The sequence below is a fragment of the Paraburkholderia acidicola genome (genome assembly GCF_002362315.1).
Lineage (GTDB): Bacteria > Pseudomonadota > Gammaproteobacteria > Burkholderiales > Burkholderiaceae > Paraburkholderia > Paraburkholderia acidicola.
The window spans coordinates 1301798-1328618 of record NZ_MTZV01000004.1 but is presented as its reverse complement, the minus strand read 5'-3'; the positions used below and the strand labels follow the sequence as shown (position 1 = coordinate 1328618).

22 protein-coding genes and 1 tRNA gene are annotated in these 26821 nt (G+C 63.5%); 17 read left to right on the top strand and 6 right to left on the bottom strand.

The genetic code is table 11. The features are described 5' to 3' along the window. Positions 1–16: 16 nt before the first annotated feature. Positions 17–883 (top strand): patatin-like phospholipase family protein, encoded by an 867-nt coding sequence (locus BWP39_RS16280; protein ID WP_096721801.1) that lies wholly within the window; start codon positions 17–19, stop codon positions 881–883. Between the two features lie 30 nt (positions 884–913). Here BWP39_RS16280 and BWP39_RS16275 read toward each other — a convergent pair whose 3' ends face one another. Then, positions 914–1927, bottom strand: a complete 1014-nt coding sequence (locus BWP39_RS16275; protein WP_096721799.1) for a D-2-hydroxyacid dehydrogenase family protein — start codon at positions 1925–1927, stop codon at positions 914–916. Positions 1928–2337: 410 nt separating this feature from the next. Between BWP39_RS16275 and BWP39_RS16270 the strand changes: the two genes are divergently transcribed. Together BWP39_RS16270 and BWP39_RS16265 are read left to right on the top strand one after the other, a co-directional pair. Beyond that, complete coding sequence (locus tag BWP39_RS16270; protein ID WP_096721797.1) at positions 2338–4194, top strand: phosphoenolpyruvate carboxykinase (GTP); 1857 nt, start codon at positions 2338–2340, stop codon at positions 4192–4194. Between the two features lie 331 nt (positions 4195–4525). Beyond that, the gene (locus BWP39_RS16265) at positions 4526–5614 is read left to right on the top strand and encodes a LysR family transcriptional regulator (protein WP_091019358.1); all 1089 of its coding nucleotides are present in this window, start codon (positions 4526–4528) and stop codon (positions 5612–5614) included. A 163-nt stretch (positions 5615–5777) separates the two neighbouring features. Here the strand turns inward: BWP39_RS16265 and BWP39_RS16260 are convergent, their stop codons facing one another. The 3 genes from BWP39_RS16260 to dprA form a co-directional block, all read right to left on the bottom strand. Next, a complete protein-coding gene (locus tag BWP39_RS16260; protein WP_096721795.1) occupies positions 5778–8426 on the bottom strand; it encodes a DNA topoisomerase III in 2649 nt (882 codons plus the stop codon). Between the two features lie 265 nt (positions 8427–8691). Continuing rightward, entirely contained in the window at positions 8692–9069 is a 378-nt protein-coding gene (locus BWP39_RS16255) for a thioredoxin family protein (RefSeq protein WP_096721793.1), read from the bottom strand. A 56-nt stretch (positions 9070–9125) separates the two neighbouring features. After that, positions 9126–10283: a DNA-processing protein DprA gene (gene dprA / locus BWP39_RS16250; protein ID WP_096721791.1), complete on the bottom strand. Its 1158-nt coding sequence runs from the start codon at positions 10281–10283 to the stop codon at positions 9126–9128. 272 nt (positions 10284–10555) lie between these two features. Here dprA and def point away from each other — a divergent pair, with 272 nt between their 5' ends. The 14 genes from def (at position 10556) to BWP39_RS16180 (ending at position 23212) form a co-directional block, all read left to right on the top strand. Then, positions 10556–11059, top strand: a complete 504-nt coding sequence (gene def, locus BWP39_RS16245) for a peptide deformylase (RefSeq protein WP_207556847.1) — start codon at positions 10556–10558, stop codon at positions 11057–11059. Between the two features lie 31 nt (positions 11060–11090). After that, the gene (fmt, locus tag BWP39_RS16240; RefSeq protein ID WP_096721787.1) at positions 11091–12074 is read left to right on the top strand and encodes a methionyl-tRNA formyltransferase; all 984 of its coding nucleotides are present in this window, start codon (positions 11091–11093) and stop codon (positions 12072–12074) included. 41 nt (positions 12075–12115) lie between these two features. Beyond that, the gene (locus BWP39_RS16235) at positions 12116–12760 is read left to right on the top strand and encodes a LysE family translocator (protein ID WP_096721785.1); all 645 of its coding nucleotides are present in this window, start codon (positions 12116–12118) and stop codon (positions 12758–12760) included. A 116-nt stretch (positions 12761–12876) separates the two neighbouring features. After that, entirely contained in the window at positions 12877–13734 is an 858-nt protein-coding gene (htpX, locus tag BWP39_RS16230; RefSeq protein ID WP_091019371.1) for a zinc metalloprotease HtpX, read from the top strand. Between the two features lie 209 nt (positions 13735–13943). After that, complete coding sequence (gene rsmB, locus BWP39_RS16225; RefSeq protein WP_096721783.1) at positions 13944–15368, top strand: 16S rRNA (cytosine(967)-C(5))-methyltransferase RsmB; 1425 nt, start codon at positions 13944–13946, stop codon at positions 15366–15368. Next, positions 15365–15955: a DUF4390 domain-containing protein gene (locus BWP39_RS16220; RefSeq protein ID WP_096721781.1), complete on the top strand. Its 591-nt coding sequence runs from the start codon at positions 15365–15367 to the stop codon at positions 15953–15955. Before rsmB ends, BWP39_RS16220 begins: the two co-directional genes overlap by 4 nt. Further along, a complete protein-coding gene (locus BWP39_RS16215; RefSeq protein WP_096721779.1) occupies positions 15945–18359 on the top strand; it encodes a sensor histidine kinase in 2415 nt (804 codons plus the stop codon). The genes BWP39_RS16220 and BWP39_RS16215 overlap by 11 nt, the downstream gene beginning before the upstream one ends. Beyond that, positions 18360–19052: a response regulator transcription factor EsaR gene (gene esaR / locus BWP39_RS16210; protein WP_096721777.1), complete on the top strand. Its 693-nt coding sequence runs from the start codon at positions 18360–18362 to the stop codon at positions 19050–19052. It begins immediately after the preceding gene. A 71-nt stretch (positions 19053–19123) separates the two neighbouring features. Further along, a tRNA-Phe gene (locus BWP39_RS16205) sits at positions 19124–19199 on the top strand. Between the two features lie 387 nt (positions 19200–19586). Then, the gene (gene queC / locus BWP39_RS16200) at positions 19587–20318 is read left to right on the top strand and encodes a 7-cyano-7-deazaguanine synthase QueC (RefSeq protein ID WP_096721775.1); all 732 of its coding nucleotides are present in this window, start codon (positions 19587–19589) and stop codon (positions 20316–20318) included. A gap of 120 nt (positions 20319–20438) precedes the next feature. Next, the gene (queE, locus tag BWP39_RS16195) at positions 20439–21071 is read left to right on the top strand and encodes a 7-carboxy-7-deazaguanine synthase (protein WP_096721773.1); all 633 of its coding nucleotides are present in this window, start codon (positions 20439–20441) and stop codon (positions 21069–21071) included. A 9-nt stretch (positions 21072–21080) separates the two neighbouring features. After that, complete coding sequence (gene queD, locus BWP39_RS16190; RefSeq protein ID WP_096722659.1) at positions 21081–21524, top strand: 6-carboxytetrahydropterin synthase QueD; 444 nt, start codon at positions 21081–21083, stop codon at positions 21522–21524. Positions 21525–21704: 180 nt separating this feature from the next. Beyond that, a complete protein-coding gene (locus BWP39_RS16185) occupies positions 21705–22487 on the top strand; it encodes an HpcH/HpaI aldolase family protein (RefSeq protein ID WP_096721771.1) in 783 nt (260 codons plus the stop codon). A gap of 23 nt (positions 22488–22510) precedes the next feature. Further along, entirely contained in the window at positions 22511–23212 is a 702-nt protein-coding gene (locus tag BWP39_RS16180) for a tetratricopeptide repeat protein (protein WP_407944799.1), read from the top strand. A gap of 46 nt (positions 23213–23258) precedes the next feature. On the opposite strand, the gene rodA is transcribed toward BWP39_RS16180, so the two are convergent. Together rodA and mrdA are read right to left on the bottom strand one after the other, a co-directional pair. Then, positions 23259–24407, bottom strand: coding sequence for a rod shape-determining protein RodA (rodA, locus tag BWP39_RS16175; protein ID WP_091019390.1), 1149 nt, complete (start codon positions 24405–24407; stop codon positions 23259–23261). 10 nt (positions 24408–24417) lie between these two features. Further along, positions 24418–26742, bottom strand: coding sequence for a penicillin-binding protein 2 (gene mrdA / locus BWP39_RS16170; RefSeq protein ID WP_096721769.1), 2325 nt, complete (start codon positions 26740–26742; stop codon positions 24418–24420). Between the last annotated feature and the right edge of the window lie 79 nt (positions 26743–26821).

Genomic DNA, 26821 nt, shown 5'->3' with positions numbered 1-26821 from the left:
AAGGAAAAATCAATCGATGTTCGATCAGGTCGTATTTGCAGGCGGTGGTAACCGTTGCTGGTGGCAGGCAGGTTTCTGGGATGTCGTACAGCCCGAACTGAATATCCGGCCGCGCGTCATCACCGGTATTTCGGCGGGCGCCGCGACGGCATGCATGCTGTACACGCGGGACGCCGATTGGGTCATGCGCTATTACGAAGAAGCACTGCGCCACAATCGCAAGAACGCTTATTGGGGCAACTTGCTGCGCGGCGAGTCGGTATTTCCGCATTACCGGATTTACCGGCAGGCGCTGCTGGATATCTATAGCGATAAATTCAGCGCGCTCGCCCATGCGCCGGAAATCCGCATCGGCGTTTCGCACCTGCCGCGCTGGCTCGGCGCGCGTAGCGCAGTCGCAGCCGGGCTGATCGCGTACAACATCGAGAAGTACGTCCGCAAGACGCTGCATCCGACGCTCGGTCAGTCGCTTGGGTTTCATCCGGAGTTCGTGCGCGCGCAGGATTGCGCGACCGTCGAGGATCTTGCCGACCTGATCCTGCAATCGTCAAGCACGCCGCCGTTCACGCCCGTCCTGCGGCGCAACGGCCGGCCGGTGCTGGATGGCGGGATGGTGGACAACGTGCCGGTCGGCGCACTCGACAGCACGCCAGGCAACGTCCTCGTCATGGTGACGCGGCTCTATCCGCGGCCGCAGATGTTCGTCGTCCCGCACGGCACGCAGCAGCGCATCTACGTGCAGCCGTCACGCAAGGTACCGATCTCGAGCTGGGACTACACGAGCCCGTCGCAGATGGTGCACGCCTATAACCTCGGACGAGGCGACGGCGAACAGTTCCTGCAACGCGTGCCGGATCTGCTGGCAGCCGGCGCACGCGACTGAGCGGTTGAGTCGCGGCGCCGCTCAAGCAGTTCAGCGCCGCCGACCACCCTGTAACGCATCCGGATTGGCGACACTCGACAGGTCGCCCCCATCGAACGCAAGAATATTCCTGAACGCCGCGCCGAAATACAGTTCGTAGCTTTCCCGCTCGACGTAACCGATGTGCGGCGTGCAGATCACGTTTTCCATGCGCAGCAGGCTGTAGCCCTGCAGGATCGGTTCGCTTTCGTAGACATCGATGGCGACCATGCCGGGCCGGTTTTTCGACAGCGCGTTGACCAGCGCATTTTCCTCGAGCAGTTCCGCGCGACTCGTGTTGACGAGCAGGGCTGTCGGTTTCATCCGCAGCAGATCTTCCTGCCTGACGATGCCACGCGTGTCGTCATGTAACCGCAGATGCAGCGACAGCACGTCGCTTTGCTCGAACAGTGCCTCGCGGTTTTCCGCGGTGCCGTAGCCGTCAGCCCGCGCCGCTTCGAGCGAATGCTCGCGCCCCCAGACCAGCACGTTCATGCCGAACGCCTTGCCGTAGCCGGCCACGAGCTTGCCGATCTTGCCGTATCCCCAGAGGCCGAGCGTCTGGCCCCGCAGCACCTGGCCGAGCCCGAAATTCGGCGGCAACGCCGAGGTTTTTAATCCCGACTGCTGCCAGGCGCCCTGCTTGAGGTTCGCCACGTACTGCGGGATGCGCCGCTGCGCCGCCATGATGAGCGCCCAGGTCAGTTCGGCCGGGGCGGTCGGTGAGCCGCTTCCTTCGAGAACCGCAATGCCGCGCTCGGTGCAGGCCGGGAGATCAATGTGGCTCGACACCTTGCCGGTCTGGCTGATCATCCGCAGGTGCGGCAATTTGTCGAGCAACTGCGAATTGATGCGGGTCCGCTCGCGGATCAGCACCAGCGCGTCGATTTCGGAAAGCCGGCTGGCCAGCTGGCCTAATCCGCGCACGCTGTTGTTGAAGACCTTGACCTCGTGGTCGGCCAGCAAATGGAAGCAATCGAGCTTGCGGACGGCGTCCTGATAGTCGTCGAGGATGGCAATCTTCATGGCATTAGTGTTTTGCGGCGCACCACGGAGGCGCGGAACAGAGTGTTATGCTGGCTGTCCCAACATGTGACTTACGACACACGTGGGACCGATGGGATGCCTCACGATACAAGGCGCCACCACGGCAAATGGCGCCAGACTGTAAGACAGATTCACTAGGTTTTTATCAGCTTGTTGCTTGTCGACGCAAGCCGCTTTACAGACGGTTTCAGACCACCGCAGGCAAGGCGGTCAGGGTAACCGCAAAGCGGGCGGCGCGGCGCAACAGGCTGAGCGGCCCTTCACGACATACCACGGCCGCGGCGGGCCGGATCGTTTGGGCACCGCCGGGCTGGATGCCTCTCGCACGCAGTGTGTCTGCTGGGCTTGTACCGTTTTTCTAATAGCTTGTACAAAACGGAGACAGCTCGATGAATCATCCCGCTTTCGCAGGAAACACGGCCATTGAGGCGCCCGCCTGGGTCAAACACCGAAAATTGATCGACTGGGTGCAGCGCGTCGCGGCGCAGACTAGACCGGCGCGTGTGGTCTGGTGCGACGGCTCGCAGGAGGAATACGACCGGCTCTGCGCACAGATGGTCGAAGCCGGCACGATGAAGAAACTCAATCCCGCAAAGCGACCGAACTCTTATCTGGCGTGGTCCGATCCGTCCGACGTCGCGCGCGTCGAGGATCGGACCTTCATCTGCTCGCAGCGCCGCGAGGACGCGGGGCCGACCAACAACTGGATCGCGCCCGCCGAAATGCGCTCGACCCTCGATGGCCTGTTCGAAGGTTCGATGAGCGGCCGCACGATGTACGTCGTACCGTTCTCGATGGGGCCGCTCGGTTCCCCCATTGCCCATATCGGCGTCGAACTGTCCGACAGCCCCTACGTTGCCACCAACATGCGGATCATGACCCGCATGGGCCGCAAGGTGTACGACGTCCTCGGTGAAGACGGCGAGTTCGTGCCGTGCGTGCATTCGGTCGGCGCACCGTTGGCCGCTGGCCAGCAGGACGTGCCGTGGCCGTGCGACGACACGAAGTACATCGTCCACTTCCCCGAAACCCGCGAGATCTGGAGTTACGGCTCGGGCTACGGCGGCAACGCACTGCTCGGCAAGAAATGCTTCGCGTTGCGCATCGCATCGACGATGGGGCGCGACGAAGGCTGGCTCGCCGAACACATGCTGATTCTCGGCGTGACGTCGCCGGAAGGGCGCAAGCATCACGTGGCGGCGGCGTTTCCGTCGGCCTGCGGCAAGACCAATTTCGCCATGCTGATCCCGCCCGAGGGCATGAACGGCTGGCAGATCTCGACGATCGGCGACGATATCGCGTGGATCAAGCCGGGCAAGGATGGCCGTCTGTATGCGATCAATCCGGAAGCAGGCTATTTCGGAGTCGCGCCGGGCACCAGTGAGAAGACCAACTTCAACGCCATGGCGACGCTGAAGGAAAACGTGATCTTCACCAACGTCGCCCTGACCGACGATGGCGACGTCTGGTGGGAAGGCATGACCGACGAGCCGCCCGCCCATCTGATCGACTGGCAGGGTCACGACTGGACGCCCGCTAGCGCGAAAGAAAGCGGGCGCAAGGCCGCCCACCCGAATGCACGCTTCACCGCACCGGCGGCCCAGTGCCCATCGATCGACGCAAACTGGGAGAATCCGGCCGGCGTGCCGATCGATGCGTTTATCTTCGGTGGCCGTCGTTCGACCACGGTGCCGCTCGTCACCGAAGCGCGCAACTGGACCGAAGGCGTCTACATGGCCGCGACCATGGGCTCCGAAACGACGGCGGCGGCCGCGGGCAAGCAGGGCGTGGTACGGCGCGATCCGTTCGCGATGCTGCCGTTCTGCGGCTACAACATGAGCGATTACTTCGATCACTGGCTGAATACCGGCGAGCGTCTGCAGCAACTGGGCGCGAAGCTGCCGCGCATCTTCTGCGTCAACTGGTTCCGCAAGGGCGCTGACGGCAAGTTCGCGTGGCCGGGCTTCGGCGAGAACATGCGGGTGCTGCGCTGGATGGTCGGCCGGATCGAGGGCGCCGCGCGTGGCGACGAGCATGCGCTTGGTGTGTCGCCGCGCTATGAGGACATCGACTGGCGCGGCCTCGACTTTACGCAGCAGCAGTTCGACGAAGTGATCTCCGTCGACGACGCGGCATGGCGCGAGGAGCTCGCATTGCATGCGGAACTATTTGACACACTGCAGCAAGGCTTGCCCGAGGCACTGGAGCGCACTCGCACGACATTGGAGAGTCGCCTCGCCGCTTGACCATGTGAGTATCCACTTCGCATAAAGGCCGCCCTCGGGCGGCTTTTATGTTTTCTGGAGGCCGCTTTGACACTTTCTTCGGCCTTTCTCTTTATGCGACAGAGATTCTCGCTGTTCTAGCAATGCACGTAATGCTAGCTGCGATGCAGCAGATTGTTTCCATTGAGGGAATAATCGAGTGCGATGCACTACGCTGGGGAATACAGTCGCACGAATTTCAATCAAAAATGCTGCAACTTAGGCAACTTCTGCAGGAATTTGGGAGTCGTAGGAGAATTACGAGATTGCTTCATAGTTATTCAAGAAGCTGTAACACGGCAGGAGTTGTCCCATGGATCATTTGCAGTCGATGCGAGTATTCGTCCGCGTGTCGGACCTCGGCAGTTTCGCCCGCGCAGCCAGCGCGATGGATATTTCCAACGCAGTAGCGACTCGCCACGTAGCCGATCTCGAAAGCCGGCTTGGCACGCGTCTCCTCAATCGTACAACCCGCAGCCTTTCGCTGACCGAATCCGGTCAGGTGTATCTCGAGCGTGCGCGCCAGATTCTCGACGAGCTCGAAGACGTCGAGCAGATGGTCGTCGCGCGCAATCATGAACCGGTCGGTACCTTGCGGATTGTGGCTCCGGTGGTGTTCGGGCTGCACAATCTCGCGCCGGTCCTGCAAACCTACGCAGAACGTTACCCGAAGGTGGTGCCGGATGTGACGCTGGTCGACCGGCAGGTCGATCTGGTCGAAGAAGGATTCGACGTCGGTATCGTGATCGCGCGGCAGATGCGCAGCGCCAGCATCGTGACGCGGCGCCTGACCACCGGTTGCATGACTGTTTGCGCGACGCCCGCCTACCTGGAAAAGCACGGCACGCCGACGCGCCCCGAGCATCTGCTCGAGCACCCGTGCCTGTCGCTGCCGTCCGAATACTGGGGCGACGAGCGGGTTTTCACCGGGCCGGAAGGCGAAGTCCGGGTGCGTCCGACCAACGTGATCGTCGCGAACAACACCGAAATGCTGCGACAGTTCTCGCTGCTCGGCATGGGCATCGCGATCCTGCCCAGCTACCTGATCGGGCGCGACAGCACGCGCGGCCGGCTTGTCAGGCTGCTGCGCGACTACCGGTTGCCGCAGGTCGAAATCAACATTGCTTATCCGAGCCGGCGTCACTTGCCCGCCAAGGTGCGCACGTTCATCGATCATCTGGTCGAGCATTTCAGCCAGACGCCGAACAGCCTGCTCGGCGAGCAGTGGATCAAGGACGGCATTGGCAACCCGGCGCACGATTCGGCGCACATGCTCGCACCGGAAGCCTTCGACGGTGCCGAACCGCTGTCCAGTCTGCTCGATAACGAGATCTCGCCGCCCACCAGCCAGTCGAAGTCGTCGCCTGCGCGTACGCGGTCGACGGTGTTGTCGACGTTGTGAGTGAGGTTCCGGGCGGGCGCTTGAAGGCCCGCAAGCGCAAGCGGTAACGCGCAGTCAAACGAAGCACAAAGAAAAGAGCGCAGTCACATCAAGTGGCTGCGCTCTTTTGTCGTTTGCTGGCTCCCGCCCGGCCGTCAAAGCCGGGCAGCTAGGCTACAACGGACTACGAACCCGTTTTGCGCGCGGCAGTCTTCTTCGCCGGTGCTTTCCGGGCCGCAGTGGTTTTGACCGCGGCCTTCTTGCTGGCCGGCGTCGCCTTCACCGGTGCGCTTTCGTCTTCATCATCGTCACCGCCAGCCGTCGCCTTTACTGCCGATTTCGCCGCCGCAGTTTTAGCCGCTGTCTTCGCCGACGGTTCTTTCTTCTCGAACTCGAAGCCGATCTTGCCGTCGCTCTGCTTGACGAGGAACGCCTTGAAGTTGCGGCCCGTCCGCGATGACTTGAAGTTCGTCAGCAGGTCGGTGCGCCCTTCTTCGAGCAGCTTCGCCATCTGTTCGCGCGTGATCTCCTGCTGGAGAATCACCTTGCCCGAACGGAAGTCGCAGGTCTTCGGATTGGCCACCGAGTTCTCGCAGACATAGCTCATCCCGTGCTCATAGATGCGCGCCTTGCATTTCGGACAGGCACCGACTGGCTGCTGATCCGAGAAGTCAGGCACTTCGCCGTCTTCGCCACCCGAGTCCTGGCCGAAATCGAACTCGAGCTTGTAGTTCTTCGTGTCTTCGTCGAACGACAGCTTCAGGATCGCCGAGAACGGCCGCCCCATCTTGCTGCGGAAGCCCGATAGCGGACCAATCACCTTCTTCTGCAGCAACTCCTCGACCTCTTCGATTTCGAATTGCCGGCTACCCGGAATCTTCGAAATCGAGAACTCGCACTTCGTGCAGGCAAAGCGCCGGTAGTTTTCCTTCACCTGACCGCCGCAGTTCGGACACGGTGTTTGCAGCGTTGCGTAGTCGCCAGGGATCGTGTCCGAGTCGTACTCTTTCGCGCGCTTGACGATGGTTTGCGTCATGCGGGCGATTTCCTGCATGAACGCATCGCGCGGCAGATTGCCCCGCTCCATCTGCGAGAGCTTGTATTCCCATTCGCCGGTCAGCTCCGGCGCGGTCAGTTCCTTGACGTCGAGGCCGCGCAGCAGCGTCATCAACTGGAACGCCTTGGCGGTCGGAATCATGTCGCGGCCTTCGCGAATCAGATACTTTTCGCCGAGTAGCCCTTCGATGATCGCCGCCCGCGTGGCCGGCGTACCGAGCCCCTTCGCGGCCATCGCCTCGCGCAGATCGTCGTCTTCGACGAGCTTGCCCGCGCCTTCCATGGCCGAGAGCAGCGTTGCTTCGTTGTAGCGTGCCGGCGGTTTGGTCACGAGCGCCTGGGCCGCGATCTTGTCGGTCTTGACTTTCTCGTCCTTCTGCACCGGCACGAGGTTCGCGTCTTCACCGCTCGTTTCGCGTCCGTAGATCTGCAGCCAGCCCGGCTCGACCAGCACCTTGCCTTCGGTCTTGAAATGATGGCCGACCACTTCGGTGATGCGTGTGGTCACCCGGGATTCGGCGGCCGGGAAGAACACCGCCAGGAAGCGCTTGACGACAAGGTCGTACAGCTTCTGCTCGGGCTCGGACAGCGCCTTCGGCGCTTGCAGCGTCGGGATGATAGCGAAGTGATCGCTGATCTTCGAATTGTCGAAGATGCGCTTGTTCGGCTTCACCCAGCCCTTGTCGAGCACCTGCTTGGCGAACGGCAGGTAGTTGTTGCTCTCCTTGAGCATGGTGAGCGTGTCTTTCACCGTGTCGATGTAGTCTTCCGGCAGCGCGCGTGCATCGGTACGCGGGTAGGTCAGCACCTTGTGCCGTTCATACAGTGCCTGGGCGAGACCGAGTGTGTTCTTGGCGGAGAAACCAAAGCGCCCGTTTGCTTCGCGCTGCAGGCTGGTCAGGTCGAACAGCGCCGGAGAAAGCTGCGTGGACGGCTTCGATTCTTCGGTGACAGTGCCGAGCTGGCCGCGGCAGGCGGCGACGATCGTCTCGGCGGCCGGCACGCTCCACAGGCGCGAGTCGCGCTTCTCGGGGTCGAACTCGTCACGCTTGAACTTCGTATCGAACCAGCGGCCTTCGTAGAAGCCCCCGGCGCACACGAATTCCGCCTTCACTTCCCAGTAATCGCGCGGCACGAAACGGCGAATCTTTTCTTCGCGTTCGACGACGATCGACAGCGTCGGCGTCTGCACCCGCCCGACGGTCGTCAGGAAGAAGCCGCCGCCCTTGCTGTTAAACGCCGTCATCGCACGCGTACCGTTGATGCCGACCAGCCAGTCCGCTTCCGACCGGCAGCGCGCCGCATCGGCGAGCGGCTGCATGTCCTCGTCGCTGCGCAGATGCGCAAACCCGTCGCGAATCGCGGCAGGCGTCATCGATTGCAGCCACAGGCGCTGAACCGGCTGCTTCGACTTGGAGTGCTGCGCGATCAAACGAAAAATCAGCTCGCCTTCGCGTCCTGCATCGCATGCATTGATCAGGCGCTCGACGTCCTTGCGCTTAATCAGCTTCATCAGCACCTTCAGGCGCGACTCGCTTTTTGCAATCGGGTTGAGGTCAAAATGCGGGGGGATAACGGGAAGATTGGCGAAACTCCATTTCCCGCGCTTGACTTCATAATCTTCCGGTGCCGCGATCTCCAGCAGGTGGCCGACCGCCGACGAGAGCACGAATTCGTCGCTCTCGAAGTACTCGTCATGCTTGGTAAACCCGCCCAAAGCGCGCGCGATGTCGTTCGCGACGGAAGGCTTTTCGGCGATGATCAGTGCTTTGGACATGACTGGATGTGAGTTGGTGGATTCGGGCATGGACCCTTCGGTCTATCGCCCTGGCTTATAGACCAGGGACGACCCGGGGTGGCGACCCATTAACGACCGCTTTATAGCACACGCTGAAGCAACAGCGATTCTGTGGCTGAAAAAAGCGAGCCATCATAATTGCGTGTCTACTTATTGAGCAAGTGTCGGCAGCTCTCGCTGCCACCGGCGCGCAACGCCCGTGCCGGCTCGCTTTCAGCCAGCGGGCATCGGCTCAGGTAACAGATCAGGCAACCGCCAGCGCCGGCCTCAACTTCGGTGCGCCGGTCACGCCGGGCAACGCAGTGAGATCAGCGAGCATCCGCTCTACGATGGCCGTCTGCGGCAATACGGTCCCGAAGAATCGTGTCGTCACCGCGTCTTCGATCAGGATGGTCGGAAAATTCTCCACATCGAGGTCGTCGAAGCGGTCGGCATGATTTTCGATGTCGATCCACGCAAAGCAGACTTCCGGATGCCGGTCGGCGAGTGCATCGAAGGCCGCCCGGTAATCCCGGCAGGTACCGCACCACTCGGCGCACAGACACGCGACGAACAGCGTGCCGGGGTGATTGACGTGCTCGGCGATCCGGTCCTGGTCGGTGTCGAGGTTCAGCGCGGGCATGTCGGTTCCTTGGGTGCTGGAGGCGGGAGCTTTTGGCGCGAATGTAGCATGGCGGGTCATTGTCCGTGATGGGCCCGGATGAACCGGCCGCCCTGCAGAACCGTCAGATGCCCCGCCAACTCGAGCTGTAGCAGCATGCTCTGCAGCGTCGTGTCGTCCATTTCGGTGCGGGCGGCCAGAATTTCAAGTGTCGCTGGCGCGTGACCGAGTGCGTCGAGCAGCCGTTGCGCGTCTGGTGCGAGGCTGGATCCGGCCGGTGCCGCGCCTTGCGGCGACCCCTCGGGTTGATCGGCGGTTACCGCGGTTACTGCCGTTGCCGCGTTCAACGCCAGTTCCTCCAGCACCTCCTCCGGGGTTTCGACGAGCTTGGCGCCCTGCTTGATCATTCGGTGGCTGCCGCGCGACAGCGGCGCGTGAATCGAGCCCGGCAACGCAAAAACATCCCGCCCCATTTCGTTCGCGAGCCGCGCGGTGATCAGCGAGCCGGAGCGCATCGCGGCCTCGACGATCAGTACGCCGCGGACCAGCCCCGCGATCAGCCGGTTGCGCTGCGGGAAATGGGCGGAGCGCGCGGGTGTACCGAGTGGCCATTCGGTCATGATCGCGCCCGACTGCACGATCTGGTGCGCGAGCGCATGGTGGGCCGCCGGATACACGAGATCGGCGCCGGTACCGATCACGGCGACGGTGCCGGCAGACCCGGCAAGTGCCCCGCGATGCGCCGCCCCGTCGATACCGAGCGCCAGCCCCGACACGACGACCACGCCGGCCGCGGAAAACGTGCGCGCGAAGCGCTCCGCGTCCTCGATACCCTGCGGCGTGGCACTACGGCTGCCGACCACAGCAATGCCCGGCACGTGCAACCGGTCGATTCGCCCTTTTACATATAGCAGCGGCGGCGGATCGGGCATGGTCAGCAGCATGGGTGGGTAGGCTGGATCGGCGAGTGTCACGAGCGCGTTGTCAGGCCCCTCGCACCACGCGCCCACGGTATCGACATAGGCGGGAAAATCCGCACCGGGGGCCGCGAGCGCCGCACGGGCCGCGGCCTCGCCGGCGATCACGACAAGCGACGCGTACGGCTGCCCCAGCACCGCGTCCGGCAGACCAAACGTGTCGAGCAACAGGCGCAGCGCGGTGGGACTCAACCCCTTTGCCATGGCGAGCCGGAGCCAGCCGGCGAGCTCATCGCCGGTCATCGGCAGTGCGTGCATTAGCGGCCCTCCCACGGGTGCGTCGGGCGGTCGGTGAAGGGCCATGTTAAAATTTTCATCATCCGAAATAATCTCCGGCAAAGAATTTCCGAAACTGCGTGCGGCGGCGCGTGCATGCATGAAGCGGTGCTTTGAACCGAACTGGTTCACCCGCATATCCTCTGCGTACCGCGATGGGCTCACAAGCTGGCCGAACGGTCAGCGCAGCCCCACGCCGCAGAACCGCATCGAAACGCACCGCATCGCAGAGCCGGATCACTCACTTCACGAATATGGCTTTACTCAACATCCTCAATTACCCGGACAAGCGGCTCTACAAGGTCGCGAAGCCCGTCGAGACGGTCAACGACCGCATCCGCCGGCTGGTCGCCGACATGGCCGAAACGATGTACGCCGCGCCCGGCGTCGGTCTCGCCGCAACCCAGGTCGACGTGCATGAGCGCGTCGTCGTGATCGACGTGTCCGAGACGCACGACGAACTGCGCGTGTTCATCAATCCGGAAATCGTCTGGAAGAGCGACGAGAAGAAACTCTCCGAAGAAGGCTGTCTGTCGGTGCCGGGCATCTACGACGACGTCGAACGTGCCGAGAAGGTGCGGGTGCGGGCGTTGAACGAGAAGAGCGAGAGCTTCGAGGTCGACTGCGAGGGCTTGCTTGCGGTGTGCATCCAGCACGAGATGGATCACCTGCTGGGCCACGTGTTCGTCGAGTATCTGTCGCCGCTGAAGCAGAGCCGCATCAAGACGCGAATGAAGAAACTCGCTCACGCGATGTGATGCGCGCCCACCCCGTCTTTTGCTTCCACTCATGAGTCATACGCTGCGCGTCGTCTTTGCCGGTACCCCTGAATTTGCCGCAGCGGCGCTCGCTGCGATCCATGCGGCGGGTTTTCCGGTGCCGCTCGTGCTGACCCAGCCGGACCGGCCCGCGGGCCGTGGGATGAAACTGCAGGCCAGCCCCGTCAAGCGCTTCGCCGAAGAACACGGGCTCGCCGTTGCACAGCCGCCATCGCTGCGGCGTACCGGCAAATTTCCCGCCGAAGCCACTGCGGCCATCGAGCAGCTACAGGCAACGCCTCACGACGTGATGGTGGTCGCCGCCTACGGCCTGATACTGCCGCAGGAAGTGCTCGATATCGCACCGCACGGCTGCATCAATATTCACGCGTCGCTGTTGCCGCGCTGGCGCGGCGCCGCGCCGATCCATCGCGCGATCGAAGCCGGCGACACGCAGACCGGCATCACGCTGATGCAGATGGATGCCGGCCTCGATACTGGCGCGATGATCTCCGAGGCGCGCACGCCGATCCATCCCGACGATACGACCGCGACCCTGCACGACCGGCTCGCGCAGGCGGGCGCGACGCTGATCGTCGAGGCGCTGGCCGAACTCGAACGTAGCGGCCGGTTGCACACCGTGCCGCAGCCTGCAGACGGCGCCACCTATGCCGCGAAGATCGGCAAGCACGAAGCGACACTCGACTGGCGCCGCCCCGCTGCGGTGCTGGCCCGCCAGGTGCGCGCTTTCGATCCGTTCCCCGGCGGTGTGGCGACGCTCGACGGCACGGCGCTGAAGATCTGGGCTGCTGCGCCGGTCGAGATGCGCAGCGACGCCACACCGGGCACGATCGTCGAGGTTGCGCCGGAAGGCGTCGCGGTAGCGTGCGGCGAAGGCGTGCTGCGACTCACGCAACTGCAGAAGCCAGGCGGCAAGCGCCTGCCTGCACGCGAATTTCTCGCCGGCTCCACGTTGGCTGCGGGACAACGTTTCCAGCTTCCCGACGAGCAATAAGCAGGACAGTAAGCGCCTGCGCGCCCGCCTCTGAGGTTTTCATGCTCGGCATCACCCATTTCGGATTTTTCGTCGTCGCCGTTTTCCTGCTGAACGTGACGCCCGGCCCCGATACGGCTTATATCGTTGGGCGCAGCGTTGCTCAAGGCCGTGGCGCTGGGTTGATTTCGGCACTCGGTATATCGGCGGGTTGCTGCGTGCATTCGCTTGCCTGTGCGTTCGGGCTGACGGCGCTACTGGCGGCATCGGCGACCGCGTTCACGGTGATCAAGTTCGTCGGCGCGATGTATCTGATCTACCTCGGTGTGCGCCTGATCCTCACCAAAGCGGACTCGAAACCGGTAGCGGGAACCGCAGCGCAGGCCGCCGGCGCGCCGAAATCGCTGCGGCAACTGTTCCTGCAAGGCTTCTGGACCAACGTGCTGAACCCGAAGGTCGTGCTGTTCTTCGTCTCGTTCTTCCCGCAGTTCGTCACGACCGCGAGCGATCACAAGGCATGGGCCTTTCTCACGCTCGGGCTCGTGTTCGTCGCGATGAGCATGGTGTGGAACAGCTTCGTCGCGTGGATTGCCGGCAGCGTCACGCAGCGTTTTTCCGGTAAGCCGGGCGTGAAGCGCTGGCTGGACCGTGGGGTCGGCAGTGCGTTCGTCGGTCTTGGCGTTAAGCTCGCTACTGCAACACGATGATTGAATTATCCTTGCGCGCCCATATCTAACAGAAAGCTTACAATCGGGCGTCCCCAGCATATTGCCTGGAAGACGGCGCGAGATATGAGCCTGTGTCCAGGCAAGGAGTAACGAACATGTTCAATTGGGTCAAAACCACGGTGTTGATGGCCGCGATCACGGCCCTTTTTGTTGTTATCGGCGGGATGATCGGCGGCCAGCGCGGCATGATGCTCGCGCTGCTGATCGCGCTCGGTATGAATTTCTTTTCCTACTGGTTCTCGGACAAGATGGTCCTGCGTATGTACAACGCGCAGGAAGTCGACGAGGCCAGCGCGCCGCAGTTCTACCGCATGGTCCGCGAACTCGCGACGCGCGCCAACCTGCCGATGCCACGTGTCTACCTGATCAACGAAGACGCACCGAACGCGTTTGCGACCGGCCGCAACCCCGAGCATGCGGCGGTAGCGGCTACGACCGGCATCCTGCGGGTGCTGTCCGAGCGCGAAATGCGCGGCGTGATGGCACACGAACTCGCGCACGTGAAGCACCGCGACATTCTGATCTCGACGATCTCCGCGACCATGGCCGGCGCGATCTCCGCGTTGGCTAACTTCGCGATGTTCTTCGGCGGTCGTGACGAGAACGGTCGTGCGACCAACCCGATCGCGAGCATCGCTGTTGCGCTGCTGGCGCCGATTGCCGGCGCGCTGATCCAGATGGCGATCTCGCGTGCGCGTGAATTCGAAGCGGACCGCGGCGGTGCGCAGATTTCGGGCGATCCGCAGGCGCTTGCCAGCGCGCTCGATAAAATCCATCGCTACGCGAGCGGCGTCCCGTTCCCGACCGCCGAAGCACACCCGGCCACGGCGCAGATGATGATCATGAATCCGCTCGCAAGCGGCGGTATCGCGAACCTGTTTTCGACGCACCCCGCCACCGAAGAACGCGTCGCCCGGCTCATGGAGATGGCGCGCACCGGGCGCTTCGACTAGGGTGCCGGTCGACGGGCGGCGCGACACGCCGCGCCTGCCTCATTAGAGAAAGCGAGCCTTCAGGGTTCGCTTTTTCATTGGCCAACGTTGTCTGCCGCCGTTTGCATGCTGCCTGTGTCTGCAACGGCATCGGGCGGCTGCCCAGGCTCGCCACGTTACAATGTCCCGTTTGTGTCGCGCGCACTGCGCGGCCTGCCCGCGCATTCTCCATGACCCGAAAGCCTTCCCAGCATTCCCCTTCCCAACCGGCGTCGCGTGAGCGCGAACACCGCCTGTCGGCATTGCATCTCGCCCCCGACTCGCTCGGCTTCGCGCTCGACAGCGCTGCTCAGGCAATCGGCGCCGTACGCGCCGGTTCTGCGCTGCCAGCGGCCGTGCAGAGTCTTTTTTCGTCTGCAAAGGACAGTGGCGCCGCTGTCGCGCGCGGCGCGGTGCAGGACATCGCCTACACGACGATGCGCCGTCTCGCGAGCGCCGACTGGCTGATCGCACAACGGCTGCACAAGGCCCCGCCGCCGCATGTGGCCGACGTGCTCGCCTGTGCGTTCGCGCTCCTTATCGACGAGGGCGCCGCCGCGGCCTATGCCCCGTTCACGGTGGTCGATCAGGCGGTGAGCGCGATCGGCGCGCGGCGTGAGTTCGTGTTCGCAAAGGGGCTCGTCAACGCGGTGCTGCGCGGCTTTCTGCGCGAGCGGGCAGCGCTTCTCGACGCGTTGCAGGCCGACGAGGTAGCGCGCTGGAATTACCCGTCGTGGTGGCTCGATGCAGTCCGGCGCGCGTGGCCCGACGCATGGCAGGAGGTGCTCGCAGCCGGTAACGTGCAGGGTCCGCTGACGCTGCGGGTCAATCCGCGCCGCTCCACCGTCGATGCCTATCTACAGATGCTGCGCGACCAGGGCATCGCCGCGACCCACGTGGGCGCCTATGCGGTGCGACTCGCCACGCCGACCCCGGTCGAACGCATTCCCGGTTTCGCCGATGGCGTGGTATCCGTGCAGGACGCCGGCGCGCAACTCGCCGCGCCGCTACTCGACGCGCGCGACGGCATGCGCGTGCTCGACGCCTGCGCGGCGCCCGGCGGCAAGACCGGACATCTGCTCGAACTTGCCGATGTCGACGTCGTCGCGCTCGAAAGCGACGCGTCACGGGCACGCCGCATCGGCGAAAACCTGCAGCGTTTGCAGCTCGACGCGGAAATCCGCATCGGCGATGCAGGCGACGCCACCGCGTGGCACGACGGCGAACCGTTCGACCGGATTCTTGCCGACGTTCCGTGCTCGGCTTCGGGCATCGTGCGCCGGCATCCGGACATCCGCTGGCTGCGCCGCCCATCCGACATCTCCGCGCTCGTGGCCGAACAGCGCCGCATCCTGCAGGCACTCTGGCCGCTGCTGAAAACGGGCGGAGAACTGCTCTACGTCACGTGTTCGATCTTCCCCGAAGAGGGCGAGCTGCAGGCACAGTGGTTTGGAAACCTCTACCCGGATGCGGTACGATTGGACGCGCCGGGGCAACTGCTGCCCGCGGCTGCCCGCGTGCCCGCCGACGCATCGGCCGGTTCCCTGGCTGGGCATTCCACCGGCCAGCACGCTGACCACGACGGATTCTTCTACGCGCGCTTTCAGAAACGGTGATCATCAAACGCTTCTTTCCGCTTCGGCTTGCGGCCGTGCTCTGGTTTGCGCTGGCCGTTTGCCTGACCGCAGCCGGTCAGGCGCGCGCCGATTCGATCGCCGTACAACGTGCGTCGCTGCAATCTGACGGCAATGGCTGGGCGCTCGATGCCCGGTTCGACTTCGAGCTGAACAGCAGCCTCGAAGACGCGGTCAATCGCGGCATTCCGCTGTACTTCACCACCGATTTCGAATTGAGCCGCCCACGCTGGTACTGGTTCGACGAGCAGCCCGTGAGCGTGTCGCAGAGCATCCGGCTGTCGTTCCAGCCGCTCACGCGCGAATATCGCGTGTCGAGTGGCGGCCTGCAGCAGGGCTTCCCGACGCTCAGCGACGCGCTCGCCGTGATCAAGCACATCACGTCCTGGCACGTGATCGAACGTAACGACGTGCATGCCGGCGAAACCTATACCGCATCGGTGCGCATGCAGCTTGATGTCGCACTGATGCCCAAGCCGTTCCAGATCGACGCGGTCAACAACCGCGACTGGAATCTCGTTTCCGACTGGAAACGCTTTACCTTCACGGTGACCGAACGTGCTAAATAGCGTACGCCGCGTCACCAGTGTGAGCAGCATCGTCGCGCGCGTGCTGGTGTCGACGGTCGGCGTAACGGCCGTGCTGCTACTCGTGCTGCTGGCCGCCGCCAGCGCGAACACCGAATTCTTCGATCGCTACTACGGCTGGCTTTACGCGGCCAACATCGCAGTCGCGCTGATCTTCATGCTGATCGTGACGGTGCTGGTCGGCATCATCATCGTGCGGTTGCGCAGAGGGAAATTCGGCACGCGGCTGCTCGCGAAGCTCGCATTCTTCTTTGCGCTCGTCGGCGTGGTGCCGGGCGGCATCATCTATGTCGTGTCGTACCAGTTCGTGTCGCGCAGTATCGAGTCGTGGTTCGACGTCAACGTCGAGACTGCGCTGACGTCGGGCCTGAATCTCGGGCGCGGCATGCTCGACGCATCGCTGTCCGATCTGCAGACGAAGGCCCGGTTGATGGCCGAACAGATCGCGAGCGCCGATGCGCCAGGCACGACGCTCACACTGCTGCGGTTGCGCGACCAGTTCAGCGTGCAGGACGCGACCATCGTCGCGCCTGCGCCGCCCAGTATGTCGGGCGCGACGCCAGGCATGCGCGTCGTCGCGCAGGCGTCGAGCAATTACTCGACGCTGCTGCCAAGCGACGTGCCGACCCAGATGATGATCGATCAGGCGCGCGGTCACGGTTACGCGGCTATCGAAGGCGAAGTGGACGGCGACCCGGCCGCGCACGGTCCGAAAGGCGCGCTGCGGCTGCGCGTCGTGACGCTCATTCCGGATTCGAACGCGGCGCTGCTGCAGCCCGTCGAGCGTTTCCTGCAGCTTACACAGCCGGTCTCGCCGACGCTTGCGCGCAATGCCGATGCAGTGCAGCGCGCGTATCGCGAGTATCAGGAGAAGTCGCTCGGCCGCACGGGTCTGCGCAAGATGTACATCGGTACGCTGACGCTCGCGCTGTTTCTCGCGACCTTCATCGCGATGATGATCGCGCTCGCGCTCGGCAATCAGCTCGCGCGGCCGCTGTTCCTGCTCGCGCAGGGGACGAAGGAAGTGACCGAGGGCGACTACACGCCCAAACGTGAAATCAAGTCGCGCGATGAACTCGGCTTCCTGACCCAGTCGTTCAACGCGATGACCCGGCAGCTCTCCGAGGCGCGCGCCGCGGTCGAGAACAACCGCATCGCGCTCGAGCATTCGAAGGCCTACCTCGAAAGTATTCTCGCGAACCTCACGGCCGGGGTGTTCGTGTTCGACCGGCAGTTCCGGTTGACCACCGCGAACCGCGGCGCCGAGCGGATTTTCCGCCAGCAGTTCCAGGCGGTACTCGGTTCGGCGCTCGATCGCATCGGCGTGCTGGCCGACTTCGGCGCGATGGTGCGCAAGGCGTTCGCGGACCGCGAAGCGGCGAGCCGCGACGGCGACGACCGCGGCCACTGGCAGCAGCAGTTTTCGGTGGAAGTGCCCGGCGAAACCGATCCGTTGACGTTGCTCGTGCGCGGTGCCCGGCTCTTCGCCGCGACCGAAGGCGATGTAGCCGATGTGCAAACGTCGGGCTATGTGGTCGTCTTTGACGATATCTCCGACGTGATTTCCGCGCAGCGTTCGATTGCGTGGGGCGAAGTGGCACGACGTCTGGCGCATGAAATCAAGAATCCGCTCACACCGATCCAGCTGTCGGCGGAACGGTTGCAGATGAAGCTCGCGGACAAGCTCGGGCCATCGGATGCGGATGTGTTGAAGCGTGGCGCGACCACGATCGTCAACCAGGTCGCGGCGATGAAGCAGATGGTCGACAATTTCCGCGACTACGCACGCACGCCGCCCGCGGTACTGGCGAACCTGCAGCTCAACGATCTGGTCAGCGAAGTGATGACGTTGTACGGGATCGAGGAAGGCAAGAGTGCGATTGCGGTGGAGCTGGCGGAGTTGCCGGTCATTCGCGGCGACGCGACGCAATTGCGGCAGGTGATCCACAATCTGCTGCAGAACGCGCAGGACGCCGTGGCCGAGATTGCGGAGCCGCGCGTGTTGCTGGAGACGAGGACAGTAGAATATGGCGACCCCGACGCGGAAGGAAAGGTGCGCATCGCGGTTCGGCTGACCGTGACGGACAACGGCTCGGGGTTCCCCGCGCGCATACTGACACGCGCATTCGAACCTTACGTGACGACCAAGGCCAAAGGGACAGGGCTCGGTCTCGCGATGGTCAAGAAGATCGTCGATGAACACGGCGCGCGTATCGACATTCGCAACCGGCTCAAGGCAGGCGATGTGATCGAAGGCGCGCAGATCTCGATCCTCTTTCTTCAACTCGCAGACGATACGGCAGCGCCCGACGCAGGACCGCAGACGACGCACGGCGCAGCGTTGCAGGGAACGACAAAAGCAACAGTGCAGACAAGGGCAGCGTAAATGGCAACCATCCTGGTGGTAGACGACGAAATGGGCATCCGGGAATTGCTCTCGGAGATCCTGAGCGATGAAGGGCATGTCGTGGAAGTGGCGGAGAACGCGCAGGAGGCGCGCGAACTGCGGCAGCGTCAGGCGCCCGATCTGGTGCTACTCGATATCTGGATGCCCGATACCGATGGCGTGACGTTGCTGAAAGAGTGGGCCGCGCAAGGGCAACTCACGATGCCGGTCATCATGATGTCCGGCCACGCCACGATCGACACCGCGGTCGAAGCGACGAAGATCGGTGCACTCAATTTTCTTGAGAAGCCGATTGCATTGCAGAAGCTGCTGAAAGCCGTCGAACAGGGTCTCGCACGCGGCGGCAATGCGGTGCCGGCAGCCGGCGGCGCTGCAGCAAAGCCCGTGGCGCCTGCTGGCGGGGCGACGGTGGCCTCGGCGGCGGCGCTGCCTGTGCTCGCGAGCGATGGCATTGGCGGTAGCACCCTGCCGAACCAGACAGCGGCGATTTCGTTCGACATCCCGTTGCGCGATGCACGCGATGCCTTCGAGCGCGCGTACTTCGAGTATCACCTCGCACGCGAAAATGGCAGCATGACGCGCGTCGCGGAAAAGACCGGGCTTGAGCGGACTCACCTGTACAGGAAGCTGAAGCAACTCGGTGTCGATCTCGGCAAGAACAAGGGCGAATAGGGCCCAGCGGGATAAATCATCAAGGGGCTTGAGCTGCGTCGAGTGCTTTGCTATACTCTCGCTTCTTCGTTGGCCCGGTAGCTCAGTTGGTAGAGCAGCGGATTGAAAATCCGCGTGTCGGTGGTTCGATTCCGCCCCAGGCCACCAGAATTTAGCCCCAGGAAATCGCAAGATTCCTGGGGCTTTTCATATGCTGGTCCGAAATGCAGTGCGTTGCTGCCAGCCGGAGTGGCGGCCCGCAAGCACCACTTCGGCCCCGATGATAAAATCACGCGTTTTCAAGGACTTGCTGGCCTTGCCTGAATCGTGCCGCAAGTCCTTTTCGTTTCTGGGTGTCGAGACCACACAACGCACGAATGTCGCGCGAACGTCTCCGTCCAACGATCAGCGGTATAAGCGCCCAGCGACTCTGCGTGCGGAAGGCGCGGCCTATACTGCTTGAGCCGGCGCGGTGCCGGCGCGCGACGCTGCATTGCCGATGGGGTACGGCACAGCAATACAGCGGCGCGGCACCCATCTTCACGGAGTTTCACGGTGACCCGCAAAGACGCGAAAAGCAGCGCACTAGTGCTGTTTTCAGGCGGCCAGGATTCGGCCACATGCCTTGCCTGGGCGCTCGAACGATATGAAACGGTCGAGACGCTAGGCTTCGATTACGGTCAGCGGCACCGGGTCGAACTCGAATGTCGCGAAGGTTTCCGGCAGGCCATGGTGCAGCGCTTTCCCGCGTGGGCAGCGCGCCTCGGCGACGATCACACGATCGATCTGTCGGTGCTCGGTGCGATCAGCGAAACCGCGATGACGCGCGAAATCCAGATCGAGGCCACCGCCAACGGTTTGCCGAACACGTTCGTGCCGGGCCGCAATCTGATGTTCATGACGATCGCTGCGGCGATTGCGTATCGACGGGGTTTGCAGGTCTTGGTCGGCGGGATGTGCGAGACCGATTTTTCGGGCTATCCGGACTGCCGCGACGACACGATGAAAGCGCTGCAGGTGACGCTCAATCTCGGCATGGCTACACGTCTGCTGCTCGAAACACCGTTGATGTGGCTCGACAAGGCCGATACGTGGCGGCTCGCGCACACACTCGGTGGTGATGAGCTGGTCGAGCTGGTGCGGGTCGAGACACACACCTGCTACGTCGGCGAACGTGCGGAGTTGCATGCGTGGGGATTCGGTTGCGGCGAGTGTCCGGCGTGCCGGCTGCGCAAACGCGGTTACGAGGCATATCTCGTGGGCGAGAAGGTGACGGCGCCTGCGTGACGGGCGGTGAGAGCGCGATGACGCGCACGGTTGGGTAGTTCAGTCCATATAAGCGCAGCACCGGCATGGCAGAGGCCACACCGGTCAGACAGTGATCTGGAGTCTTAGGCGAAAAGCAGCATGGCGTACGCAGTCAAGGAAATCTTCTACACGTTGCAGGGCGAGGGCGCGAACGCCGGGCGCCCGGCTGTGTTTTGCCGGTTCGCCGGCTGCAATCTGTGGTCGGGCCGCGAGGAAGATCGCGCGGCTGCCGTGTGCCGCTTCTGCGATACGGACTTCGTCGGTACCGACGGCGAGAACGGCGGCAAGTATCGCAGCGCCGACGAACTCGTTGCAATGATCGCCGCGCAGTGGCCGCAGGGCGAAGCCAACCGCTTTGTTGTGTGCACCGGCGGCGAACCGATGCTGCAGATCGACCCGCCATTCGTCGACGCACTGCATGCCGCAGGCTTCGAGATCGCGATCGAGACCAACGGCTCGCTGCCGGTGCTCGAGACGATCGACTGGATCTGCGTGAGCCCGAAAGCCGATGCGCCGCTCGTCGTGACGAAGGGCAACGAACTGAAGGTCGTCGTGCCGCAGGACAACCAGCGCCTCGCCGATTACGCGAAGCTGGAGTTCGACTATTTCCTCGTCCAGCCGATGGACGGTCCGTCGCGCGACATCAATACGAAACTCGCGATCGACTGGTGCAAACGCCATCCGCAGTGGCGCCTGTCGATGCAGACTCACAAGTACCTGAATATTCCCTGATTTGCCGTGCTGACTATTACCCGAAAACTTGAATTCGATGCGGGCCACCGCATCCCCGATCACCGCAGCCAGTGCCGTAACCTGCACGGGCATCGCTACGTGCTCGAAATCACGCTGCAAGGCGACCTCGTCGAAACCGAAGGCGCGCCCGATCGCGGCATGGTGATGGATTTCGCCGAGGTGAAATCGCTGGCTATCGAGCATCTCGTCGACAAGTGGGATCACGCGTTTCTCGTCTTCGAAGGCGATACGCGCGTGCGCGGGTTTCTCGAATCGATGCCTGATCACAAGACGGTCGTGCTCGATCGCATTCCAACCGTCGAAAACCTCGCGGCAATTGCGTTCGATATTCTTGCCAACGTCTACGACGCACACTACGGCGTGAATCTGCGGCTGCATCACGTGCGCCTGTACGAAACCCCCAACTGCTGGGCCGACGTGGTGCGCGACTAACGCGTTATTGTCACGGTATGATCGCCTCGACAACCACACGGAGCGAGACATGCCGGTTACCACGCTACGCGGCGCACGCCATCTACGCCGGGCCGTTCCTGGCCCGGTTGAGCGCCCATCCCTCCTGCTCACGCATCGTTCCAGCGAAGGCGCCGCAGCGCGCTGGCGAGGAGCGCCGCGATGAGCACGTTCACGAATCCCCTGAAGCAACGTCTGCACGAATCTGAATCACTGATCGGCCTGTGGCTGTCGCTTGGCAGCGATGCCGCGGCGGAAGCGCTCGCGCACGCCGGCTTCGACTGGCTGCTGATCGACATGGAGCATTCGCCGAACGACAGCAGCGATGTCACCGCGCAGTTACGCGCGATCGCCGCCGCGCATCTGCCGAGCGAGCCGGTAGTACGCGTGCCCACGAAGGAAGGATGGCTCGTCAAACGCGTACTCGATGCGGGCGCGCGCACGCTGATGTTTCCGAACATCGAAACCGCGGATGACGCTGCGCATGCGGTGCGCCTGACACGCTATCCCGACGCCAATACACCCGATGGTCTGCGCGGCGTGGCCGGCGCAGTGCGGGCGGCTGCGTACGGAATGCGGCGCGACTACGTGCAGAACGCCAATGCGCAGATCGCGACGATCGTGCAGATCGAGTCGGCGCGTGCAGTGCAGGAAGTCGAGCGGATTGCGGCGACACCGGGTGTCGATTGCCTGTTTATCGGACCGGCCGATCTTTCAGCAAGTCTTGGTCATCTCGGCGATCCGAAGCATCCGGAGGTGCAGGAAGCGATCGCGCACATCTGCGATGCAGCAAACCGCGCCGGCATCGCGACCGGTATCTTCGCGCTCGATGTCGCGGGTGCGCGGCAGTATCGCGCGGACGGTTTTCGCTTTATCGCGCTTGCCGCCGATGTCATGTGGCTGTTGCGCGCGACGCGCCAGGCGCTGCAGGAGGCGCGGTCATGAAGCGCTGCATTCGAGGTCGAGGGATGACACGCGCGGTGCGCATGGCGATCGTCGCAGTGTCGGCCGTGCTACTCGCGGCCGGCCCGGCGCATGCGCAGATCGAAAAACCGAAAGCGACCGATCTCGCTACGCAGACAGCGGTCGCCGACTACAACGCCGGCAACATGAGCGTTGCGCTAGTCGAGTTTCGCAAGGCTGCCGAACACGGTAGCCGCCTCGCCGAATTCAACTACGCGATGATGCTGCTCAATGGCGAAGGCGCTAAAGCGAATGTCGATGAAGGCAAGAAGTGGCTGCGCAAGGCCGCGGACGCCAACATGTCGCATGCGCAGTACGTGTACGGAAAAATGTACGACGACGGGGAGTTCGTCGGCCGCGATCCGGTCGAGGCGCATCGCTGGTTTCTGAAGGCTGCGCACCAGGGGCACGTGCTGGCGGAACTCGCGCTGGCGAACCAGTTCCTCGACGGGCGGGGTACCGCGCGCGACAACCGGCAGGCATTCGTCTGGTACGAGAAGGCCGCTGAGGGTGGCGACATGACCGCGCAGTATGTGGCCGGCTCGTTCTATGAGCGCGGTGGCGACGGTGTCAAACAGAACCTGAACGTGGCGCGCGCGTACTACGCGGCGGCTGCGGCTCAGGGCGATCCGGCGGCGCGTCTGAAGTATCAGCAACTGTCAGCGCAGTTGCTCAACGCCGCGCCGAAATCGCCGAAATCGCCATAGCGCAGGCGCCCGCTGCAACTGCGGGCTTGCCCTGCGCGTTCAACCTTCAACTCTGCATCAAACGCTTCTGGCGCCCCACACTCATGATCAGACCGATCGCGACACCGAGTGTGGTGAGGGCCGTGCCGCCGTAACTCATGAACGGCAACGGCACGCCCACCACCGGCAGGATGCCGCTCACCATGCCGATATTGACGAACGCGTAGGTGAAGAACGCCATCGTCAGTGCGCCGGCCAGTAGCCGCCCGAACAGCGTCGCGCCGTTCGCCGCGATATACAGTCCGCGCGCGATCAGCGCCATGTACAGCACCAGCAGCACGATGCCGCCGGCCAGCCCGAATTCCTCGGAGAACACCGCGAAGATGAAGTCGGTGTGTTTTTCCGGAATGAATTCCAGATGCGCCTGCGTGCCCTTCAGCCAGCCCTTGCCGAGCTCGCCGCCGGAACCGATCGCGATCACGGCCTGGATGGTGTGGAAGCCTTTGCCGAGCGGATCGGAGGTCGGATCGAGCAACGTACAGATGCGGTGCTTCTGATAATCGTGCATCAACGGCCAGGTGACTTCGGGCTGGCAGATCCGGTCCTGGAATGCCGCAATCGATGCCACCGCGATCGTCGCGGCGATCAGCACCGGCACGATCAGCTTGAAGCTCAGGCCCGCGAAATAGATCACGAAGAAGCCCGCGGCGAACACCAGTACGGCGGTACCGAGATCGGGTTGCTTGGCGATCAGTCCAACCGGCACCAGCAGGATCACGAGGCCGACCAGATAGTCCCACCAGCGCACCACGCCTTCGCGTCGCTGGTAATACCAGGCGAGCATCAACGGAGTGGCGATCTTCAGGATCTCCGACGGCTGGATCACGACGCCGACATTGATCCAGCGTTTTGCGCCCTTGCGCGTGAGCCCGAATAGCGCGACCGCCACGAGCATCGCAATGCCGAACGTGTAGAGCGGCACCGCGAAACGCATCAGCGTGGTGGGCGGCACATTGGCGAGCGCCCACATCAGCACGAACGTCAGCATGATGTTGCGCAACTGGTCTTCAACGCGCCCCGGCACATCGAGACTCGCGCTGTACAGCGTGACGATGCCGACGCACAGCAGCAGAAACACGGTCAGCGCGAGCGGGCGGTCGAAGCCCGCAAACATCCGCTTGATGCGGTCGAGCCAGGCGCGCTTGTCGAATTGCATGCCTTTCTCCTTACTCGTCGATGCCGCCGCTAGCCGGCTGGGCCGGCTGCGACTCTTTCCCGTCGTCGCGCGTGGGCGCGACGGCAGCGGGCGTCGTGCCGCTGCCTGGACGGGGGCTGTGAGGACCGCCGGATTTGCGCGGCACGAGGATTTTGGCGCGCGGCGCCGCTGCGATGGCCGCCGATGCAATGCTGGCGGGTTCTGCGGCGGCATCCGGAGTTGCACTTGAAGGGGTAGCTGGCGCTTCCACTGCCGAAGCGGTCACCGCTGTCGATGCCGCACCAGGCGCAGAGGCCGCACCCGGCTCCGGCAAAGCGGTAAAGCCCGTCGCAACAGGAACCGGCAGCGCAGCTTTGACGGGCGCCGATGCGCCGCCTATGACAGGCGCGGAAGCATCTTCAGTGGCCGAGGCCGCCGCTGCGACGGCTGCGGCTTCGGCACCCGGCTTCTGCCGGTCGACCAGATAGAAGTCGAGCACCTTGCGCGCGATCGGACCGGCCGCTTCGGCGCCCCAGCCGCCGTTTTCGACGATCAAGGCTACTGCGATCTTCGGATTGTCCGCCGGCGCGAATGCGGTAAAGAGCGCGTGGTCGCGCAGCCGCTCGGGGATCGCATGGCCCTTGTAGTTCGCGCCCTGCAGCGAATAGACCTGGGCCGTACCGGTCTTGCCCGCTGCCTGATACGGTGCGCCGATAAACAGCTTCGATGCCGTGCCGCCGGTCACCACACCGACCAGCGCGCGCTTGATGATATCGATGTCCGATTGCGGCACGTTGATGCGACCGTCGTCTTTGGGCACGGTCAGATGCGTATCGCGAGTGATCGGATTTTCGATTTCCTTCACGAGGTGAGGCTTCATCAGCACGCCGTTGTTGGCGAGCGTCGCGACCGCATGAGCCAGTTGCAGGATCGTGAACGAGTTGTAGCCCTGACCGATGCCGAGGCTGATCGTTTCGCCTTCGTACCAGCGTTGCTGTTCCGGTTTGCGGTAGGCCTTGCGCTTCCATTCGGTCGACGGCAGGATGCCGCGCGCTTCACCGGCGATGTCGATACCGGTGATTTGCCCAAAACCCCACGGCTTCATGAAATTGGCGATCGCGTTGACGCCGAGGTCGTGCGCGAGCATGTAGAAGTAGGTGTCGTTCGACACGACGATCGCGCGGTTCATGTCGACCCAGCCCTGACCGGAGCGCACGTCGTTGCGGAACGTGTGACCGCCGAACGTGTAGTAGCCCGGATCCTGGAAGCCCCAGCCCGGTGTGCGCTTGTGCAGCGCCAGCGCGGCGAGCGCCATGAACGGCTTGTAGGTCGAACCCGGTGGATAGGTGCCGTGCAGCGGCCGGTTCAGGAGCGGATGGTCGGGCGAGTTGTTGAGGTCGTCCCAGGTCTGCTGGTCGATCCCGTCGACAAACGAGTTTGGATCGAAGCTCGGTGCCGAGACGAACGCGAGCACGTCGCCGGTGGCCGGTTCGATCGCGACGAGCGCGCCGCGCCGGCCGGCGAATGCCTGCTCGGCGACCTGCTGCAAACCGATGTCGATCGACAGCACGAGATTGTTGCCCGGCGTGGCCTGGGTGCGCGACAGCGTGCGTACCGGCCGGCCGCCCGCGGTCACCTCGACTTCCTCGAAACCGGTCTGCCCGTGCAGTTCGGTTTCGTAACTCTGCTCGACGCCGATCTTGCCGATGTAGTCGGTGCCCTTGTAGTTGTTCGCGTCGAGGCGCGCGTCGTAGTGCTCGGGATCGCTGTTGTTCTGATCGCTGGCGTCGTCGATGCGGTCCTGGTCGCGCTGCGAGATCCGGCCGATGTAGCCGATCACGTGCGCGGCGGTCGGCCCGAGCGGGTACTGGCGGAACAGCCGCGCGCGCACCTCGACGCCGGGAAAGCGGAAGCGCTGCGCGGTGAAGCGCGCGACTTCGTCGTCGGTGAGACGGGTGCGGATCGGCAGGCTTTCGAAATTCTTCGAGTCTTCCTGCAGCTTCTTGAAGCGGCGCCGGTCGCGCGCATCGATAGAGATGACGGTGGCGAGACTGTCGATCACGTTGTCGAGCGTGTCGTTGAGCTTCGATGGTGTGATTTCGAGCGTGTACGCCGAGTAGTTCTTCGCGAGTACGACACCGTTGCGGTCGGTGATGATGCCGCGGTTCGGCACGATCGGCGCCACCGAGATGCGGTTTTCGTCGGCCTGCAGCGAGTACTTGCTGTAGTGCCACACCTGCAGGTACAGGAAGCGGAACGTGATCAACCCGAAGCAGACGAACACGAACAGACCCGCCGCCGCGACGCGCAGGCGGAACTTCGAGAGCTGCTGCTGGGTGTCCTTGAATTCGGTCATGCGATGGCAAACAGGGCCGTCTGGCGGCCGTCACGAGGTGCGCGAACCCGCGGGCCGCGAACCGGAAGAGATAACGTGC